Genomic DNA, 17,301 nt, shown 5'->3' with positions numbered 1-17,301 from the left:
CCGGTCGCCGACCGCTGTACGGGGGCCGCCGGGAGTTCGCCGGAGTGCGCGCGGGGAGATCAAGGCTCCGTCGGCAGCCTCCGTGGTTCAGGAACCGGTGGCTCCCCAACTGGCGAGGAGACAGCGCAGTTCCTCCGCCTCCACGGCCGCGCCGAGTCTCTGGTAGAGCGCCAACGCACGCTCGGCGTACGGCCGAGCCGAGTCGATTCCCCGCGCGTGAAGGTGAGTTCGGGCCAGGCCGGCCAGCGCATGTGCCGAGCCGAGGGGGAAGCCGAACTTCTCCGCGATCTGCAAAGCACTCCCGTACGTCTCCAGCGCGACGCCCAACTGGCCCATCGTGCGCTGCGTATCGGCGATACCCACAAGGGCGCGCTGGCGCTCGTACTGGTTGTCGATCCGCCGGGAGACCCGCTCCGCCGTGCTGAAGTGACGCAGTGCCTCGTCCATCCGCCCGGACTCCGCGCAGGCCGCGCCGAGGCTGTTCAGGGCATTCACTTCACCGACGGCGTCCTCACTGGCCCGGTGACTGGCGAGGGCGCGTCGGAAGCAGACCATGGCCAGTTCCGGCCTGCCGGTGACGCGATGGACGGTCCCGAGGTTCGTGTCCAAAATGGCCAGCTCCTGGCGCCCACCGAAGCGGCGGGCCAGCGCCAGGGACTGCTCGTAATGGCTGCGGGCCTCTTCGTACAGTCCCTCGGCGAAGTAGATCTCGCCCATGTTGTTCAGGGCCTTCACCTGGCCGTGCGCGTTCCGCAGATCCCGGTGGATCTCCAGCATGGCCCTGAAGCGCTGCATCGCCCTGTCGTACTCGGCTCCGAAGATCAGGGCGGCTCCCTGCACATTCAGGCTCTCGGCCACGCCGTAGCGGTCACCGACCTGTTGGTAGAGCGCGAGAGCGCGGTCCAGTTCGTGCAAGGACATCTCGCCCCGCCCCGCCGCGAGATGGGCCCGGCCGATCTCGAAGAGAGCGTCGGCGCGACCGTGCACATCGTCCAGTTCCTCGAAGAGGGACAGTGCCTCAGCAGCACAGTGGAGTGCCTCGCCGTGGTTCTCCTGGGCCAGTACGTCCGCTCGCTCCACCAGGGTCTCGGCCAGCGCCTGCCGGTCGTCCCCGACGCGGAGGGCGGCCAGGGCGGAGGCGTGGAACTCGGCCGTGAGATCCCGGGCACCCCACAACTTCAGCGCATAGGCCAGCACATGGGGGAAGAGCGGGGCGAAGTCCGGAAAGTCGGCGGCGGCCGTTCGGGCCACGGCCAGCAGGTTCGCACGCTCCAAGGTGAGCCAGGCCGATGACGCGTCGACCGCTTCGGCCTCGGCCCCGGGGCCGGCCTCAGGAACGCTCTCGGGTTCGGGCCCGGCCCCGATTTCGGCACTGGTGAAGTCCGGTGCGCGGGGAGAGAAACGCTCCTGGCCGATGGGCCGTCTCCGGCGGCGCGGATACGCGAGCCGGTCGGCGCGGTCGGCTGCCGTGAGGTAGTAGGACATCAGGCGGCGGAGCGCTCCGTCCCGTGCCGTCGGCGAGTCCTCGGCGCGGCATAATCGGCCGCCGAACGCGCGGGCAAGGTCGTGCAGTTGATAGCGGTCGCGCACCGGCTCGTTGAGCAGGTGCCGGTCGAGGAGGTCGTCCGCCGCGCGGCGGATCTCCTCGGTGTCGGGGCCCCCGCACAACGCGGTCGCCGCCTCCAGAGTGATGTCGGGGCCCGGGTGCAGCGCCAGGTGGCGGAAGAGCAGCCGCGCGGAGGCGTCGAGATCCGAGTAGGAGAGCTGGAAGGCGGCGGCGACCCGTTGGTCGAATTCGTCCAGCCTGTCCCCGGCGCGCGTCAGCCGGTCGGCCACGTACTCCAGGTCCCAGGTGTCCCGGTGCCGGAACCGGCTCGCGAGCAACTGGACCGTGAGCGGATGGCAGCTGCACAACTCCACTACGCGGCGCAGTGCGGAGGTGTCGGAGACCCTCGCCGCGCCCACGATCCGGGCGAAGAGCGAGGCCGCCTCCGACACGGACAGCACGTCCAGCGGGACGGACATGGCGCCGTCGAGGCCGGCGAGCCGATTGCGACTGGCCACGATCGCGTGGCACTCCGGCGAGCCGGGCAGCAACGGCCTTACCTGCTCGGCGTCGCGGGCGTTGTCCAGCACCACGAGGACGCGGTGGTAGGCGGTCCACTCCCGCCAGCGCGCGGTCCGTTCGTCGAGGGTCTCGGGAAGCGGATCGGGCACGCCGACGGTGTGCAGCAGGAAGGCCAGGGCGTCGGCCGGTTCGTACGGCGGCTGGTCGCTGTAGCCGCGCAGGTCGACGTAGAACTGTCCTGCGGGGTAGCGGGACCTCATCCGGTACGCGGCATGGATGATCAGCGCCGACTTGCCTACTCCGGGCATGCCGTGCACCACCGTGAGAGGCAGGGCTGTCCCGTTTCCGTCGGGGGCCGAGACGGTCGCGGCGAGCATGGCCTCCAGCTCGCTCCCCCGGCCGGTGAAGTCCCGGGTGTCACGGGGCAGGCTGCTTCCCACGGGCCCTTTGTCCGCGGCGGCGGTCGGCCGTCGCGCATCGCGCACCTCACCGCCCGCGCCCGGATCTCGTACGGAGGAGTCCTCACCGGATTCGGCAGGGACCGGCTCGGACGCCTCACCGGAGCCGTCAGGGACCGACAGGGCGACGGGCGCCGGATCCCGCGGGGCCGGCTCCCGCAGACCGGGGTCCTGTCTGAGGACCCGGTTGTGCAGTTCCCGCAGGTCCGCCCCCGGGTCGATGCCCAGTTCGTCGGCCAGTCGGCCACGGGTCTCCCGGTACAGAGCCAGCGCCTCACCGTCGCGCCCGGAGCGATAGAGGGCCAGCATCAGGGCGGCGACGGCCTGTTGGGCCAGCGGGTCGAGAGAGACCAGTTCGTGGAGTTCGCCGACGAGGTCGGCGTGGCGGCCCAACTCCAGTTCCAGGCGGATGCGTTCCTCGCGTACCCGCCGGTGGTCCTCGGTCAGCCGGGCCCGCGCGGAGGCGGCCCAGGCGCCGGTGAACTCGGCGAACGGCTCCCCGCGCCAGAGCGCCTGAGCGGCGTGCAGCAGACCGACCGCGTACTCCGTGTCGCCCCGCCCGGCCGCCGCACGGGCCTGCGCACGCAGTTGTTCGAGGCGTACGAAGTCCACGTCGTCCTCGCGCACGACGCGCAGCCGGTAGCGGCGCGGCGACGTCCGCTCGACCAGCGCGTCGTCTCCGACGGCACGGTGGAGCCTGGTGCGCAGCCGTGAGAGATAGGTGCGCAGCGCCTCCACGGGAGCCGCGGGCAGGTCGTCGTCGTCCCAGACCCGCTCGACGAGCGTGTCAACGGAGACCGGATCTCCCCGGGAGTACAGCAGGATCCCGAGGACGCACCGTTCCTTCAGCGAGCCGAGCGTGTACTGACGTCCCTGGTGCCACAGTTCGAGAGGCCCCAGCGCAAGGAGGTCCACCATCTCCCCCAGATGGTTCAGCCGCTTCCTCCCACTCACTGTCAGGGCACTGCCGGAACGGCCGGAGGGAGCGGAGCGGGGCGCACAGGCGCGTGAGGGGCGCATGCCAAGGCCGCGCACTCCCCCTCGGGTGATCCGCAAGCTCTCCCGTACGGGGACTGCAAGGTTTCTGCAAGCCCGGCGTCCAGCCCCCGGGGCAGACAAGGACGGTGGGGCCGCACTGCCGCGAGCGGGTGGCCCCCCTTCAATTCACTGAGCCAACTCGCTTCAACTCACTGAGCCAACAAGGGAGTTGGCGTGACGGGGGAGTACGTATGAGTATGACGATGCCGGATGCCGACCGGCGTCTGGCGGTGCCCTTGCGTCTGGACGTCGAGCGCTGGGCCACCTTCCGGATACGCAAGAGGGTGCTCGCCGTGGTGCACACGGTGACCTCCGCGCGGCGACTGCTGGAAGCCGTCCGGCTGTTGGAGGGCGACCCGAGGGTGCAGGTCGTGTTCACGACGGCCGCGGATGTCTTCAACCACGGCGTGGACGCGTTCCTCGAGGACACCCGGGCGCTGGTCGTGCCCTGGAGCCAGGCCGTGCACACCCGGTTCGACCTCGCGCTGGCCGCGAGCTACGGCGGTCTGCACGAGCTGCACGTCCCGGTGATCGTGCTCCCGCACGGCGCCTCGTACAACAAACGGGTCTCCGCGCCCGGCGACCGGCGCGGGCGGGCCGTGGCTGAGCGCGAGGTGTACGGACTGGGCCGGCAGTGGCTGGTCAGGGACGGTGTGGTCGTCCCGTCGGCCATCGTGCTGGCACACGTGGACGACCGGGCACGCCTCGGCCGCGAGTGCCCCGAGGCACTGTCCGTGGCGGAGGTCGTCGGGGACCCCTGCTACGACCGCGTGGTGGCGAGTCTGCCCTCGCGGGCCCTGTACCGGGAGGCCCTGCGCACCGGGCCCCGTCAGGAACTGGTCCTCGTCTGCTCCACCTGGGGACCCGACTCGCTCCTCGGGCAGCAGTGGGACCTGCTGGAGCGGCTGGCCGCCGAGCTTCCCCGGGAGGAGTTCCGCATCGTGGTCATGCTGCACTCCAACGTCTGGAACGCGCACAGCGAATGGCACATCCGCAGCGCCTTCGCCCGGCTGAACCGGTCCGGCGTCGGGCTGGTCGGCCAGCACGCGGAGTGGTGCGGGGCGGTCGTCGCCGCCGACTACATCGTGAGCGACCACGGTTCCGTGTCGCTCTACGGCGCGATGACCGGTGCCCGGATCCTGACGGCCGGCTCCCCTGACACGGAGCTGGACCCCTCCTCGCCGATGGCCGAACTGCGCTCCCTGGCACCCCGGATCCGTACGGACCGTCCGCTGCGCAGGCAACTGCGGCAGAGCTCCGCCGCTTACCGCTCGGAGCTGTACACGCGGATCGCGGGCCGGCTCAGCTCGGAGCCGGGCCGGTTCGCCCGCCGGATGCGCGCACTGCTGTACCGCCGACTCCGGCTGCGCCCACCGGCCGCGGCACTCACCGCGGAGCGGGCCCGGCTGCCGTTCTTCGTGCGCTGCGACGAGCCGGGGGCACAGGCCCATGAATGACTTCGCCCCTCCCTTCGCCGCTTCCTCCATCGCTCCCTGTGCGGCTTCCTTCGTCGCTTCCTGTGTCGTGTGGTTCGACGAGCGGCTGCGGGCGCCCGCGGTCCACGACGTCGAGGTCACGCTGGCCCTGCCGGGTCACGACCGTCCGTTCGTGGACCGGCATCTGCGGGTCGCGCTCCCCGCCCCGAGTCCCTGGCCGCCACTGGCGGACGTCCTGCTCGCACCGGGCGCGACGGTCGTGGGAGGCACTGGAAGCGCGGCGGCCGACGCGACAGCCGCCAACCACCCGGGCGCCGCGGTGGTCGCGGTCCACGAGGGGACTCGTGTGTGCCGGCTGCGGCTCGGGCCGTACGACTCCGGCGCCGCCCGCCCGCCTCTCACGCTGACGCTCACCGCACGCCATGCCGCCCTGCACCCGTGGCCCGTCTGGGCCTCGCTGGCGCACGCCTGGCTGATCGCCTACGCGGGAACGCCGTGGCCAGGGGTTGCCGGGGCAGGCGCCCGCCAACCGGGGACACCCCTCTCAGGAACTCCCCGGCTCTCAAGAACTCCCCGGCCCTCAGAAGCTCCTCAGCCGCGGTCTCCTGAGCCGTGGTCTCCCGAGCCGGAGGCGTCCCCGCCCTCGTCGGTGGAGGTGGCCCCGCCCTCGTCGAGCCTCCGCAGTCGCTCCCGCACGCCCTCGGCCGGTCCCGGCCGGTTCACGCCGACGTAGAGATCGAGCGCCTCCCGGTAGTGCCCTTGGGCGAGTTCGCGCTGTCCGCGCAGTTCGGCGACCTCGCCCAGGGCGTCCAGCGCACGGGCCGTCTCGTAGTGGGCCGCGACCTCGCGCAGCACGGCCAGCGCCCCGGAGAGCCAGCGCTCCGCCTCGTCGGGCCGGCCGTCACCGAGGCAGATCCTGCCCAACAGGGTGGCGGCACGCGCCGCGTTGTAGGAGTCGTCGACCGCGAGCAAGGTCGTACGTGCCTCGGCGGCGCCCTCGGCCGCCCGGGGAAGCCTGCCTCGGGCGAACTCGACGTCGGCCGCGTTGAGCCGGGCGAGCCCGCCGGCCCGGAGGTCCCCACAGCGGGGAAGCTCCACAGCGGCCCACTCGAACAGCTCGGCCGCCTCGTCCAGTTGGCCCGCCCGCTGATGGGCCAGCCCGCGGTAGTTCGACGTACGCGCGTATCCCAGCTCGTCCCCGGCGTCCGCGAAGAGCCGGGCCGCCTCCTCGAACATCTCCAGGGCGCGGGCGTTGTCGCCCCTGCCCAGTTCGCCCTGTCCGCCGGAGGTGAGCATCCGGCACTCGGCCGGACCGTCCCCCAACTCCCTTGCCGCGGCGAGCCCTTCGGCATGCGAGGTGTGCCAGGCGTCGTAGTGCTTTCGGCGCAGGAAGAAGGGGCCCAGGGCGTCGGCGAGCTGCCAGCTGATGTCCCGCTCTCCCGTCCTCCTGGCCCGCCGTATCACCGCCATCAGGTTGGGCAGCTCCCGCTCCAGCCAGTCCAGCGCCGCCCTGGTGCCGTCGCCGAAGTCCTCGGTGACCACCGGGCCGGGCCCGTAGGAACGTTCCCGTAAGGGGTGCCGAGGATCGATGGCCCGCTCGGCCCGCGTCGCGGTGGCCAGATAGTGGTCGGCGATACGACGGAACACCGCCGCCCGCTCCGCCGCGGACTCGTCCTCCGCGGCCTTCCCCATGGCGTGCAGCCGTACGAGATCGTGGAAGCGGTAGCGGTCCTCGCCGATGTCGATGAGCAGGTTGGCGTCGTGGAGGACGTCGAGCAGCTCGCCGGGGTCGACCCACGCGCCATCGGGATCCGCCCTCGCGCCATCGGGATCGGCTCTCGCGCCGCCGGGGCCGAGGTCTCCACCGCTGCCGCCTCCGGCCGACCCCAGCACCGCAACCGCGACCCCTCCCGCGAACTCCGTCCCCGGGTGCACGCCGAGCAGCCGGTAGAGCCGGGCGGCTTCCGCGGGCAGCCCCTGGTAGGAGAGGTCGAGGGCGGCGCGTACACCGTGGTCGCCGTCGATGGCGAGTGCGTCCAGTCGCCCGTGCTCCGCGGTCAGGGCCCGGACCATCGTGGTGATCCGGCGCTGCGGCCGGGCCGCGAGCCGTGCGCCGGCGACCCGCACGGCCAGCGGCAGCCCGGCGCAGAGCCCGACGAGGGCGCGGGCGTCGTCCGGCTGGGTGGCCACGCGGTCGTCGGCGAGGGTGGCCGCGAGCAGTTCGACCGCCGCTTCGGGGGCGAGCGGTTCCAGATGCACCTGGTAGCCGCCTTCGAGGGCCAGCCCGGACATCCGCCGACGGCTGGTCACCAGCGTGACGTTGGACCCGCCCGGCAGCAGCGGCCGTACCTGCGCCGCCGTCGCCGCGTCGTCGAGCAGCACCACGATCCGGCGGTCGGCGGTGAGCGAGCGGTACAGCGCGGACCGGTCGGCGACACCCTCCGGCACCTGCTGCGGCGGAACACCGAGCCCGCGCAGGAAACTGCCCAGCACATGGGCCGGGTCGACGGGGCCGGTCGGTGCCTGCGCGCAGAGGTCCGCGTACAGCTGGCCGCCCGGGAAGTCCGTGCGCAACCCGTGCAGCCAGGCCAGGGCCAGCGCGGTCTTGCCGACTCCGCCGAGGCCGCTCACGGTGGCGAGGGCGGGGTGGGCCCGCTGTGCGGCGAGCGTCCGGTGGCGTTCGAGCCGCTCCACCTCCGCGGTGCGGTCGGTGAGGCGAACGGCCGGCGGAAGCTGCCACGGCAACTGCTGCTCCGCCGTCTCACCGGTACGGATGTGGACATCGCCGTGCACGACGGCGGCCTGGACGCTGGGACCGTGAACGACACCGCTCAGCTCGTTGTGGCCGCCCCACTCCTGCCCCCGCACGCGTCCCCCTACGACCGACCGGTAAGTACCGTCCTATGGGGAAGAGCCTTTCCGCCCACGCGTCCGTACACACGCTCGAAAACCGGCGCCCGGTGCACCACCGCATCCGGAGCCTGCGCCTCCGCCCTCAGAAGCCGCCGCGCGGAGTCGCACAGGGGCGGGGACTGTCGCACAGGGGCGGGGACTACTCGTACACAACAGTCACCGGCGCATGGTCGGACCACCGCTCGTCGTGCGTGGCCGCCCGCTCCACAAGCCCCTTGACGGCCCGGGCCGCGAGACCGGGCGTGGCGACCTGGTAGTCGATCCTCCATCCGGTGTCGTTGTCGAAGGCACGCCCCCGGTACGACCACCACGAGTACGGCCCCTCCACGTCCGGGTGGAGGGCGCGGACGACGTCCACGTACCCGCCGTCCGTCTCGTCGAGGACGCGGCCGAGCCACTCGCGCTCCTCCGGCAGGAAGCCGGAGTTCTTCTGGTTGCCGCGCCAGTTCTTGAGGTCGGCCTGCTGGTGGGCGATGTTCCAGTCGCCGCAGACGACGACCTCGCGTCCGTCGGCGGCGGCGCGCTCGCGCAGGTTCTTCAGGTGGGCGAGGAACTCGTCCATGAACCGGATCTTCTCGTCCTGCCGCTCGGTGCCGACCTCGCCGGAGGGCAGGTACAGGCTGGCGACGGTGACGCCGGGCAGGTCGGCCTCGACGTACCGACCGCTGCCGTCGAACTCGGCGGACCCGAAGCCGACCTGGACGCGGTCGGGCTCGCGGCGCGTATAGAGGGAGACACCTGCCCGGCCCTTCGCGGCGGCGGGCGCGTGCACGACATGCCACCCCTCGGGCTGCCGTACGCCCTCCGGGAGTTGCTCGGGCTCGGCCCGCACCTCCTGAAGACACAGCACATCGGCGGACGTCTCCGCCAGCCACTCCACGAAGCCCTTCTTGGCGGCTGCCCGGAGCCCGTTCACATTCACAGAGGTCACAGTGAGCACCCGGGCACGATACCGGCACACTGGTACGTGCACAGCGACCGGCCGAGCCCTTCATGGGAAGGGGCGGACGCACCGCACGCCACCATCCCACCCACCGCATAGAAGTACGATACTCAGCATGAATATACGCCGGGTCACCTTCGACCACCCCGACGCCGTCAAGCTCAACGACCAGGTGCAGGCCGAGTACGCCGTGCGCTACGGGGACGAGGGTGACGTCACCCCGCTCGATCCGTCGATGTTCCAGCCGCCGATCGGCCTGTACCTGATGGCGTACGACGCCCAGGGGCGCCCGGTGGCCACGGGCGGCTGGCGTACCCAGGACGAGAACGACGAGGGCTACTCGGACGGCGACGCCGAGCTGAAGCGGATGTACGTGGTCGAGGAGGCCCGGGGCAACGGGCTCGCGCGCCGCATCCTGGCCGCCCTGGAGGACGACGCCCGCGCGGCGGGCCGCATCCGCATGGTCCTGGAGACCGGCAACAAGCAGCCCGAGGCCATCGCCCTCTACGCCTCCAGCGGCTACGAGCCGTGCGTCAAGTTCGGCCACTACCGCTTCCACGAGGACAGCCGCTGCTTCGCGAAGCTTCTGTGAGGACGCCCGCCCGGCGCGGGCGGGGCCACTAGCCTGTCGTGATCATCAGCCCGGTTCACGGCGGGCACCGGACTGCCGGATCCGCACCACCGGCACCACCGGCACCTCATGACACTTCACGACAGGGGACCCATGACTTCGCGCCGCCGCACGCCCGTACTTCTGCGAGCCGCCGTGCCCTTCACCGCCCTCGCACTCGCCCTCACCGCGTGCTCCGACGGCGGAACCAAGGCGTCCGGCACGGACGACAAGGGCGGCTCCTCCGCCGAGGCGGGCGTCATCTCCCTCAAGTCGGCGCAGGCCGTCCTGCTCAACTACGCGAAGGTCAACAACGCGGCCAACGCGGCGCAGGCCCCGGACCGGACGGCCGAGGTGGAGGGCGGCGCGCTGCTCCAGCAGAGCCAGGCGACGTTCACACAGTTCAAGGCCCTGCCGAAGAAGGAGCAGGCGAGCTTCAAGACGCCCTTCCACTACCCGGTCGAGGGGGCCCGCTTCTACATCCCCCGCAAGGGTTCGCCGCAGGTCTTCATGGTCGACACCCGGGTCACCGGCGAGGACATCGAGAAGGACCGCCGCCGTCTCCTGGTCTTCGAGCACGTGAAGGACTACGAGAAGAACAAGAACAAGGGCGCCGAGTGGAAGGCGGTGTCCGTCGGCGAGGCCGACGGCAGGCTGCCGGCCGTGAAGCGCGACGACGACGGCTTCGTCACGGTCCTCAAGGCCTCGGACCCCGTCGGCAAGGTCAAGCTCGACGACCTGCGCGACCTGTCCAAGGACTTCTACGTCACGGGCGGCAAGAAGGCGGGCGCGAGCTTCGTGAACACCGCGTCCGTGAAGGCCTGGAAGAAGTCGTACGCGAACCGCGCCGCCTTCGACGACGGCTGCGTCGACGGCGAGTACGAGCCCGGCTTCACGGCGGCCGAGACGGCGTACGGCCTGAAGACCACCGACGGCGGCGCGCTGGCCCTCTACGACTTCGGCATCGACTACCAGAACTGGCCGAAGGCCGAGGGCCCCCGCTGCGCCACCCAGCTGGACATCAAGGACCTGCCGACGGTCACGGACATCTACCTGGACGGCCGGACCAGTACGAGCGGCCTCACCCGTACGAACTCCCTGATCACGATGGCAGTGGTCCCGGCGTCCGGCACGGACATCCGGGTCACGGGCTACCACTTGCAGATGGTCAACGCGAAGTAGCGGGCATGCCAGGTTCCAAGTAGGGGCAGTGCGGTCGGGGGTCACAGGTCCATGGCGCGGCTGATGATCTCCTTCATGATTTCGGAGGTGCCGCCGTAGATCCGCTGGACGCGGGCATCGGCGTACCTGCGGCAGATCACCGACTCCCGCAGGTAGCCGTATCCGCCGTACATCTGCAGGCAGTCGTCGACGACCTGGCCCTGTAGTTCGGTGGCGACGAGCGCGGGTGAGGTGGCGGGCCTTCTGTTCGTCGGTACCGAACGCGGCCAGGTACGGGGCGACGACGCCGGAGCGCAGCGGGACCGCGAAGCCGGACTCGGCGGCGTTCGCGAGTTCCTCGATCATGATCTGCTCGAACCGCAGGTCGGCCAGGCCCAGTCCGCCGTAGGCGGGATCGGCCCACGGGCAGAGCAGGTTCTGCTTGCCCGCGAGCCGCCAGACGTCCTTGCCGACGATCCCCGCGCGCTCCCAGTCGGCCTGCCTCGGCACGACCTCGCGCTCGACGAAGCCGCGCCACGCGCTCCGGTACGCCTCGTGGACGTCGTCGAAATAACCGTCTCTGATCACGGCCCGACGGTAGGCAGGCGGCCGGACGGGCCGTCATGACCGCAGCGCTCACAGTCGTTGACCTGGCCGCCCGGCCAGCGCGCCGGGCCGGGTGCCGGGTCGGGTGTCCAGCTGACTGCCCGGCCCGGTGCCCGGCGGAGTGTCCGACCGAGTCCCGTACGATCGGCGGTCATGGCCGCACCTCCCGAGGACGACGCGCCTCCCGCGCACGGGACGCCTCCCACGTACGACGCGGCTCCCGCCCACGGCGCGCCCACCCGCTCGGTAGCCATCCACCACGTACGGGCCTCGCTGCGCGGAGCCGAGCGACACGGCGCGGACATCACCGCGCTCCTCCAACAGGCGGCCATCCCGCCGCGGCTGCTGGAGGTCCCGCTCGCCCGGGTATCGCCCCGGCAGTTCGCCCGACTCACCAAGGCGGTGTGGCAGGCGCTCGACGACGAGTTGCAGGGACTCGGGCCGCAGCCCCTCAAGGTGGGCACCTTCGCGATGATGTGCCACGCCGTGGTGCACTGCAGCCCCGATCTGCGGTCCGCGCTGGAACGTGGCAGCGCCTTCTACCGGCTGTTCCCCGGCGGACCCCGGTTCCACCTGGAGGAGAAGCCTGCGGAGGAGAAGCTTCCGGAGAAGAAGCTGGCGGAGGGGACCCACGAGGCGCGGGTGGTCTTCGATCTGACGGCCTTCGACGATCCCGATCACTACCTCGCCGAATCCGCCACCGTCGTCACGCACCGCTTCGCGGGCTGGCTGATCCGCAGCAGGATCAACCTCATCCGGGTGGAGTTCAGCCACCCGGCACCGCGGCACGCGCTGGAGTACGACCTGCTCTACGGCGCCCCGTGCTCCTTCCGGGCCCCCCGCACCGCCCTCGTCTTCGACCGTGCGGTCCTCGACCGACCGGTGCTCCAGGACGAGGCGGAGCTGCGCGCCTTCCTGCGCCGTGCTCCGGGCGATGTGCTGGCCCGCCTGGACTACGGCAGCACCGCCGCCGCCCAGGTGCGCCGACTGCTCGGGCAGTCGCTGCCGGACCGGATGCCCGACCCGCAGGACGTCGCGGCAAGGCTGGCGATGAGCGCGCAGACCCTGCGCCGCCGGCTGGCGGCGGAGGGCACCTCGTTCCAGCGGATCCGTGACCAGCTGCGGCGAGACGTGGCCATCGCGGCCCTGGCCACGGGCACCGTCTCCATCGAGGACATCTCGCAGCGGCTGGGGTTCTCGGAACCGAGCGCCTTCCACCGCGCCTTCAAGCGCTGGACCGGCTCCGCTCCCCGCTCCTACCAACCGGGCGGCTGACCGACCTGCCGCCGAGCGAACGCCCGGGTCAACAACCTTGAGCGGCACGGTCACGGCCCCCGCCCGTACCGTCCCGTCAGACTGGCCCGCACGTCGGTGCCGGCGGCCGGTTCGGACATCCGTCCGACAGGGTCCAACCAACGCCACGTATCGACGTCACGGCGTCACCGCGGCACGGCGTCAACATCACGTATCGACGTCACGTATTGAGCAACAAGGAGAGGAAGGAGAGGTACGGCATGACAGTGGCCGAAGAAGCAGGACTCGGGCGCGTGGGGATCTGGACGTCGAGCCTGGACGCGCTCACTCCGGCGGCGACCGGGCAGATCGCGGCCGAACTCGACGCCCAGGGCTGGGGCACGCTGTGGTTCGGCGAGGCCTACGGCCGGGAGGCCTTCACCCAGGCGGGGCTGCTGCTCGCCGCCACCGGGCGCATGCGGGTGGCCACCGGCATCGCCAACATCTGGGCCCGCGACGCGGTCGCGGCCAACGCGGCGTCGCGCACACTGGCCGCGGCGCACGGCGGGCGGTTCGTCCTCGGGCTCGGGGTCAGCCACCGGCCGCTGGTGGAGCGGGTGCGCGGGGGCAGTTACGCGAAACCGGTCGCCGCCATGCGCGAGTACCTCACGGCGATGGCGGGAGCGACCTTCTACGCCGCGGAGGCCGACGAACCACGTCCGCCCGTCCTGGTCGCCGCCCTCGGTCCCCGGATGCTGGAGGTGGCCCGTGAACTCGCGGACGGCAGCCACCCCTACCTGGTGACACCGGAACAGACCGCCGACGTACGGGCGGCTCTGGGGCCGGACAAACTCGTGGCCGTCGAGATGGGCGCCGTCCTGACCTCGGACCGCGAGACCGCGCTGCGCCGGGCCCACGCCCACCTGGACATCTACACCGGTCTGCCGAACTACCGCAACAACTGGCTGAGGGGTGGCTTCGACGAGACCGACCTCGTCCGCGGCGGCTCCGACAGGCTGGCCGAGGCACTCATCGCGTGGGGCGACGAAGCGGCGATCCTCAGGCGCGTGCACGAACATCTGGCCGCCGGGGCCGACCACGTCTGCGTCCAGGTCCTGATGGAATCCCCCTTCGAGGTACCGACCGAACCGTGGCGAGAGCTCGCCCCCGCGCTCGTAGGCGCTTGACCGACCCGACTCCGGCCCCCGCAAAGCAGCCGTCGAACTGTGCTGTCACCGGGCATGCCAAAGCCCCTGCCGGATCTCCCCGGCAGGGGCTCTGATCTGTGCGTGGACCTGTGGGGATTTGAACCCCAGACCCCCTCGATGCGAACGAGGTGCGCTACCAGACTGCGCCACAGGCCCTTGCAACGAGTGAAACTCTAGCATCCCGGTCAGGGTGCTTGGAAATCCGTTCCCGGGCCCTCACCCGCTGGTCAGGAGCGGGCCCGCGACGGGACTTCTGAGACATCGTCACTCGTTGGCCGCGCGCGGCCGGTCGCCGTCCTCGTACTGGTCGAAGAGAGGCGTGCGGCCCCGTTCACGGGCGCGCCGGGCCGAGGCCGCGCGCCGGGCGTCCGCGGCGCTGTCCGACGCGTCGTCCCCGTCGTCCGAGTCGTCCACGTAGGACTCGCCGAGCTCCTCCCCCGCCTCGGCCGCCGAACAGTCGGCGTTCGGTTCGACCGTGCTGGACCGGGCCGAGCTCCAGGCGTCGGGTCCGCCCAGGTCGACGTCGGACGTGGCGCGGGGGGCGACCGGGGCGGTCACGTACGTCGGCAGCGGCACCGGGACGGGGTCCCAGCTGTCGCCGCCGGAGGGGCCGCTCCGGCGCTCGCGCTGCTGGTCGACCCACTCGGCGTGGTCGGTCTGCTCGACGAGGGCACGGCGGTCGGCGGCGAGCGCGGACAGACCGGGATCGGTGTCGGCCTCGGGTCCGTCCTCCGGCTCGTCCGCGGCGCCCGGGTCGGTGGGCGGCCGGCGCCTGGGCTGCCGCTCCCGCAGCCGCTGCGCCGCGACCTCGGCCCGCCTGCGGTCCATCACATAGGTGAAGCGCCGCCGCTCCTGGGAGCGCAGATAGGCGATGTAGACGCTCAGCATCACCGCGGGCACGCCGGGCGCCCACAGGAAGGCGAGCCCGCCGACCGCCGCGACGATCGCGCCGAGCGTGAAGGCCATGAAGAGCATGACCGTCGTACGCCGTCGGCGCGCGAGTACCTTCGAGCGCCGGGCGCGCGCTGCCGCCTCCGCGGCCGCGGCCCGCCTCGCGGGGGACGACGCGGCGGACACGGACGACGCGGACGCTCCGTTCGACGACGGCTTGGCGCCCTGCCGGGGCACCGGCCGCCCGTCCGCCGTACGGCCGGATTTCGCCGCGGGGTGGGCGGGGCCGGCCGGGGAGCCGGGCTTCGGCACCGTCGCGGACACCTGTCTCGACGCCTGCCGCGCCGCCTGTTCCGATGCGCGCTCCGATGCACGTTTCGGCGCCTGCTTCGGCGTCTGCTTCGAAGCGGGCTGCGCCTGCGCCTGCCCCTCGGACCGCGCTTCGTCCCGCACGTCCCGTCCGTCACGCACGTCTCGTGCATCCCGTACGTCGTCGACGTCGGCCCGTGCCTCGCGACGTGTCGGAGGCATGGCGAAGGCCCGGACGTCCACCGAGTCGGTGACGCCGTCCGGGTCGGCGTGGTGCTCCCCCTCTTCGGTGGAGCGCGCCCGCAGGTCCTTGGCGTACCGGCGCTCCATGCCCGCCCGGCCGGACAGAAGCCGGATGGCGGTGCTGAAGCGTTCCGTCGGACGGGCCTCATTCAGCTCGTCCTGCCTACGGAGCCACATAGGCACCAAGTAGGCGGCCCAGGCCCCGACAATGACTGCGTAGATGAGGCCGCTGCTGCTCACGCCTCACACGGTAGAGGGGTTTGCGTGAGGCCATCTGCCAATTGAGCCGGTGTGTCGCACGATCTGGCTGATATTTCGAGCTTTTTTTGTGACCGATGCGATCAGCAGGCCGCCAGGGGCGTGAAATTAATGCCCGAGGATGGTCGATCGCCGATCATTTTCGAACACCCATTTCATTTACGCGGTGTTCCGAGGGGTGTCCCGCGGTGAGTTTTCGGACGTGTTCCGCGAGCGTGTCCGGCGCCAGCGGGCGAGCAGTCCTTCGGGCACCTCTTCGGCCGTGAGCGCGAAGACGAGGTGGTCACGCCAGGCGCCGTCGATGTGGAGATAACGTGGACGAAGGCCTTCGTCACGGAATCCGAGTTTCTCCACGACCCGTCGGCTCGGCCCGTTCTCGGGCCGAATACAGACCTCGATGCGGTGCAGACCAACGGTTCGGAAGCAGTGGTCGGAGACAAGCGCCACGGCCGTCGGCATCACTCCGCGACCGGCGACCGCCTCGTCCACCCAGTAGCCGATATGGCCCGAGCACATCGAGCCCCAGGTGATTCCGGCGACCGTCAACTGACCGACGAGCCGCCCCTGGTACTCGATGACGAACGGCAGCATCCGCCCCGAGTTCGCCTCGGCGCGCAGATGCCGGACCATCTGGCGATAGGTCGGCCGGTGGGCGATCGGCCCGCTGGGCGTGGGCGGCGGGATGGTCGCCTCCCAGGGACGCAGCCAGTCCCGGTTACGGCGGTTCACATCGCGCCAGGCCCGCTGGTCGCGCAGCTTTATGGGCCGGAGGACCACATCGCCGTCCACCAGCTCGACCGGCCAGGATGGGCTGTTCAGCTCACACCCCCACTGCCGCTGGGTCTGGGGTGGTCGCCGCCGCGGATCTGGTCGACGGCGTGGATCAGGAGGGGTTCGAGGACGGCCAGGCCGTCCCGCACCCCGCCGGTGGAACCAGGAAGGTTCACGATCAGTGTGCCCTCCGCGACCCCGGCGAGCCCCCGGGAGAGGGCCGCCGTGGGCACCTTCTCCCTTCCGAACGCCCTGATGGCCTCGGGAATGCCCGGCACCTCGTACGTGATCACCTTCCGCGTGGCCTCCGGGGTGCCGTCGGTGGGTGAGATGCCCGTGCCGCCGGTGGTCACGATGACGTCGTACCCGGCCCGGACGCCCACCCGCAGGGCGTTCTCGACGGGGTCGCCGTCGGGGACCACCCACGGCCCGTCGACCGCGAAGCCGAACTTCTGGAGCCCCTCCGCGATCAGGGGCCCGCCCCGGTCCTCGTAGACACCCGCCGCCGCGCGGTTGGAGGCCGTCACCACGAGGGCGCTGTACGGAGCGGTCAGCGCGCCGCCGATCGGCGGCTCGGCCGGTGCCGCGGGTCCCGAGGGCCCTTCGGGTCCCGCCGTCATGCCCGGCTCCAGTCGCCCGACTTGCCGCCCGTCTTCTCCTCCACGCGCACGTCCGTGATGACCGCCCCCTTGTCTACCGCCTTGACCATGTCGATCACGGTGAGAGCCGCGACGCTGACCGCGGTGAGGGCCTCCATCTCGACGCCCGTGCGGTCGGTGGTCTTCACGGTGGCCAGGATCTCGACGGCGTCGTCCGCGACCGACAGATCAAGCTTGACACCCGACACCGACAACGGATGACAGAGCGGGATCAGATCCGGTGTGCGCTTGGCGCCCATGATGCCCGCGATACGCGCGGTGGCGAGGGCGTCGCCCTTGGGGACCCCCTCGCCGCGCAGCAGCTCGATCACGCGGGGCGAGACGAGGACTCGACCGCTGGCGCGGGCCGTGCGGGCGGTCACGTCCTTCTCGGACACATCCACCATGCGGGCGGCACCCGCCTCGTCGATGTGGGTCAGTCGGTCCTGCGTACTCATGATGGCTGGGGCGCTCCCGGTCGGGCCTGTTGTGCGCGACACGGTACCCCCAAGTCGGG

12 protein-coding genes, 1 tRNA gene and 2 pseudogenes are annotated in these 17,301 nt (G+C 71.6%); 5 read left to right on the top strand and 10 right to left on the bottom strand.

Features of this window, described 5'->3' with window-relative positions; genetic code table 11:
- Positions 1–87: 87 nt before the first annotated feature.
- Positions 88–3,444: an AfsR/SARP family transcriptional regulator gene (locus ACN20J_RS29205; protein ID WP_419667179.1), complete on the bottom strand. Its 3,357-nt coding sequence runs from the start codon at positions 3,442–3,444 to the stop codon at positions 88–90.
- A gap of 311 nt (positions 3,445–3,755) precedes the next feature.
- On the opposite strand from ACN20J_RS29205, the gene ACN20J_RS29200 reads away from it, so the two are divergent.
- Positions 3,756–5,021, top strand: a complete 1,266-nt coding sequence (locus ACN20J_RS29200; protein ID WP_189837064.1) for a hypothetical protein — start codon at positions 3,756–3,758, stop codon at positions 5,019–5,021.
- Positions 5,022–5,591: 570 nt separating this feature from the next.
- Here the strand turns inward: ACN20J_RS29200 and ACN20J_RS29195 are convergent.
- Positions 5,592–7,868: an ATP-binding protein gene (locus ACN20J_RS29195; RefSeq protein ID WP_419667178.1), complete on the bottom strand. Its 2,277-nt coding sequence runs from the start codon at positions 7,866–7,868 to the stop codon at positions 5,592–5,594.
- A 184-nt stretch (positions 7,869–8,052) separates the two neighbouring features.
- Positions 8,053–8,853, bottom strand: a complete 801-nt coding sequence (locus ACN20J_RS29190; RefSeq protein WP_419667177.1) for an exodeoxyribonuclease III — start codon at positions 8,851–8,853, stop codon at positions 8,053–8,055.
- Between the two features lie 118 nt (positions 8,854–8,971).
- On the opposite strand from ACN20J_RS29190, the gene ACN20J_RS29185 reads away from it, so the two are divergent.
- Positions 8,972–9,448 (top strand): GNAT family N-acetyltransferase, encoded by a 477-nt coding sequence (locus ACN20J_RS29185; protein ID WP_189837061.1) that lies wholly within the window; start codon positions 8,972–8,974, stop codon positions 9,446–9,448.
- A gap of 132 nt (positions 9,449–9,580) precedes the next feature.
- Positions 9,581–10,648 (top strand): hypothetical protein, encoded by a 1,068-nt coding sequence (locus ACN20J_RS29180; protein ID WP_419667176.1) that lies wholly within the window; start codon positions 9,581–9,583, stop codon positions 10,646–10,648.
- A gap of 41 nt (positions 10,649–10,689) precedes the next feature.
- Here ACN20J_RS29180 and ACN20J_RS29175 read toward each other — a convergent pair.
- Both ACN20J_RS29175 and ACN20J_RS29170 read right to left on the bottom strand, forming a co-directional pair.
- Positions 10,690–10,863, bottom strand: a pseudogene (locus tag ACN20J_RS29175) (acyl-CoA dehydrogenase family protein); the annotation flags it as partial.
- Positions 10,864–10,930: 67 nt separating this feature from the next.
- A pseudogene (locus ACN20J_RS29170) lies at positions 10,931–11,137 on the bottom strand (acyl-CoA dehydrogenase family protein); the annotation flags it as partial.
- A gap of 249 nt (positions 11,138–11,386) precedes the next feature.
- Here ACN20J_RS29170 and ACN20J_RS29165 point away from each other — a divergent pair.
- Positions 11,387–12,508 carry an AraC family transcriptional regulator gene (locus tag ACN20J_RS29165; RefSeq protein ID WP_419667175.1) on the top strand — a complete coding sequence of 374 codons (1,122 nt, stop codon included), beginning with the start codon at positions 11,387–11,389 and terminating at the stop codon, positions 12,506–12,508.
- Positions 12,509–12,747: 239 nt separating this feature from the next.
- On the top strand, positions 12,748–13,653 hold the full coding sequence (locus tag ACN20J_RS29160; protein ID WP_419667174.1) for a TIGR03620 family F420-dependent LLM class oxidoreductase: 906 nt from the start codon (positions 12,748–12,750) through the stop codon (positions 13,651–13,653).
- Positions 13,654–13,756: 103 nt separating this feature from the next.
- Here the strand turns inward: ACN20J_RS29160 and ACN20J_RS29155 are convergent.
- The 5 genes from ACN20J_RS29155 to moaC form a co-directional block, all read right to left on the bottom strand.
- Positions 13,757–13,830: transfer RNA gene (locus tag ACN20J_RS29155), tRNA-Ala, on the bottom strand.
- A 108-nt stretch (positions 13,831–13,938) separates the two neighbouring features.
- Positions 13,939–15,357: a gephyrin-like molybdotransferase receptor GlpR gene (gene glpR / locus ACN20J_RS29150; protein WP_419667173.1), complete on the bottom strand. Its 1,419-nt coding sequence runs from the start codon at positions 15,355–15,357 to the stop codon at positions 13,939–13,941.
- Between the two features lie 177 nt (positions 15,358–15,534).
- On the bottom strand, positions 15,535–16,194 hold the full coding sequence (locus tag ACN20J_RS29145; protein WP_063997313.1) for a GNAT family N-acetyltransferase: 660 nt from the start codon (positions 16,192–16,194) through the stop codon (positions 15,535–15,537).
- Positions 16,191–16,766 carry a MogA/MoaB family molybdenum cofactor biosynthesis protein gene (locus tag ACN20J_RS29140; RefSeq protein ID WP_419667172.1) on the bottom strand — a complete coding sequence of 192 codons (576 nt, stop codon included), beginning with the start codon at positions 16,764–16,766 and terminating at the stop codon, positions 16,191–16,193. The genes ACN20J_RS29145 and ACN20J_RS29140 overlap by 4 nt, the downstream gene beginning before the upstream one ends.
- Complete coding sequence (gene moaC / locus ACN20J_RS29135; protein WP_055615846.1) at positions 16,763–17,242, bottom strand: cyclic pyranopterin monophosphate synthase MoaC; 480 nt, start codon at positions 17,240–17,242, stop codon at positions 16,763–16,765. Before moaC ends, ACN20J_RS29140 begins: the two co-directional genes overlap by 4 nt.
- Positions 17,243–17,301 lie beyond the last annotated feature (59 nt).

Origin of the sequence: Streptomyces sp. 2-1 (genome assembly GCF_048564895.1) — a bacterium.
GTDB lineage: Bacteria > Actinomycetota > Actinomycetes > Streptomycetales > Streptomycetaceae > Streptomyces > Streptomyces phaeochromogenes.
This window is presented reverse-complemented; position numbering and strand designations above follow the sequence as displayed.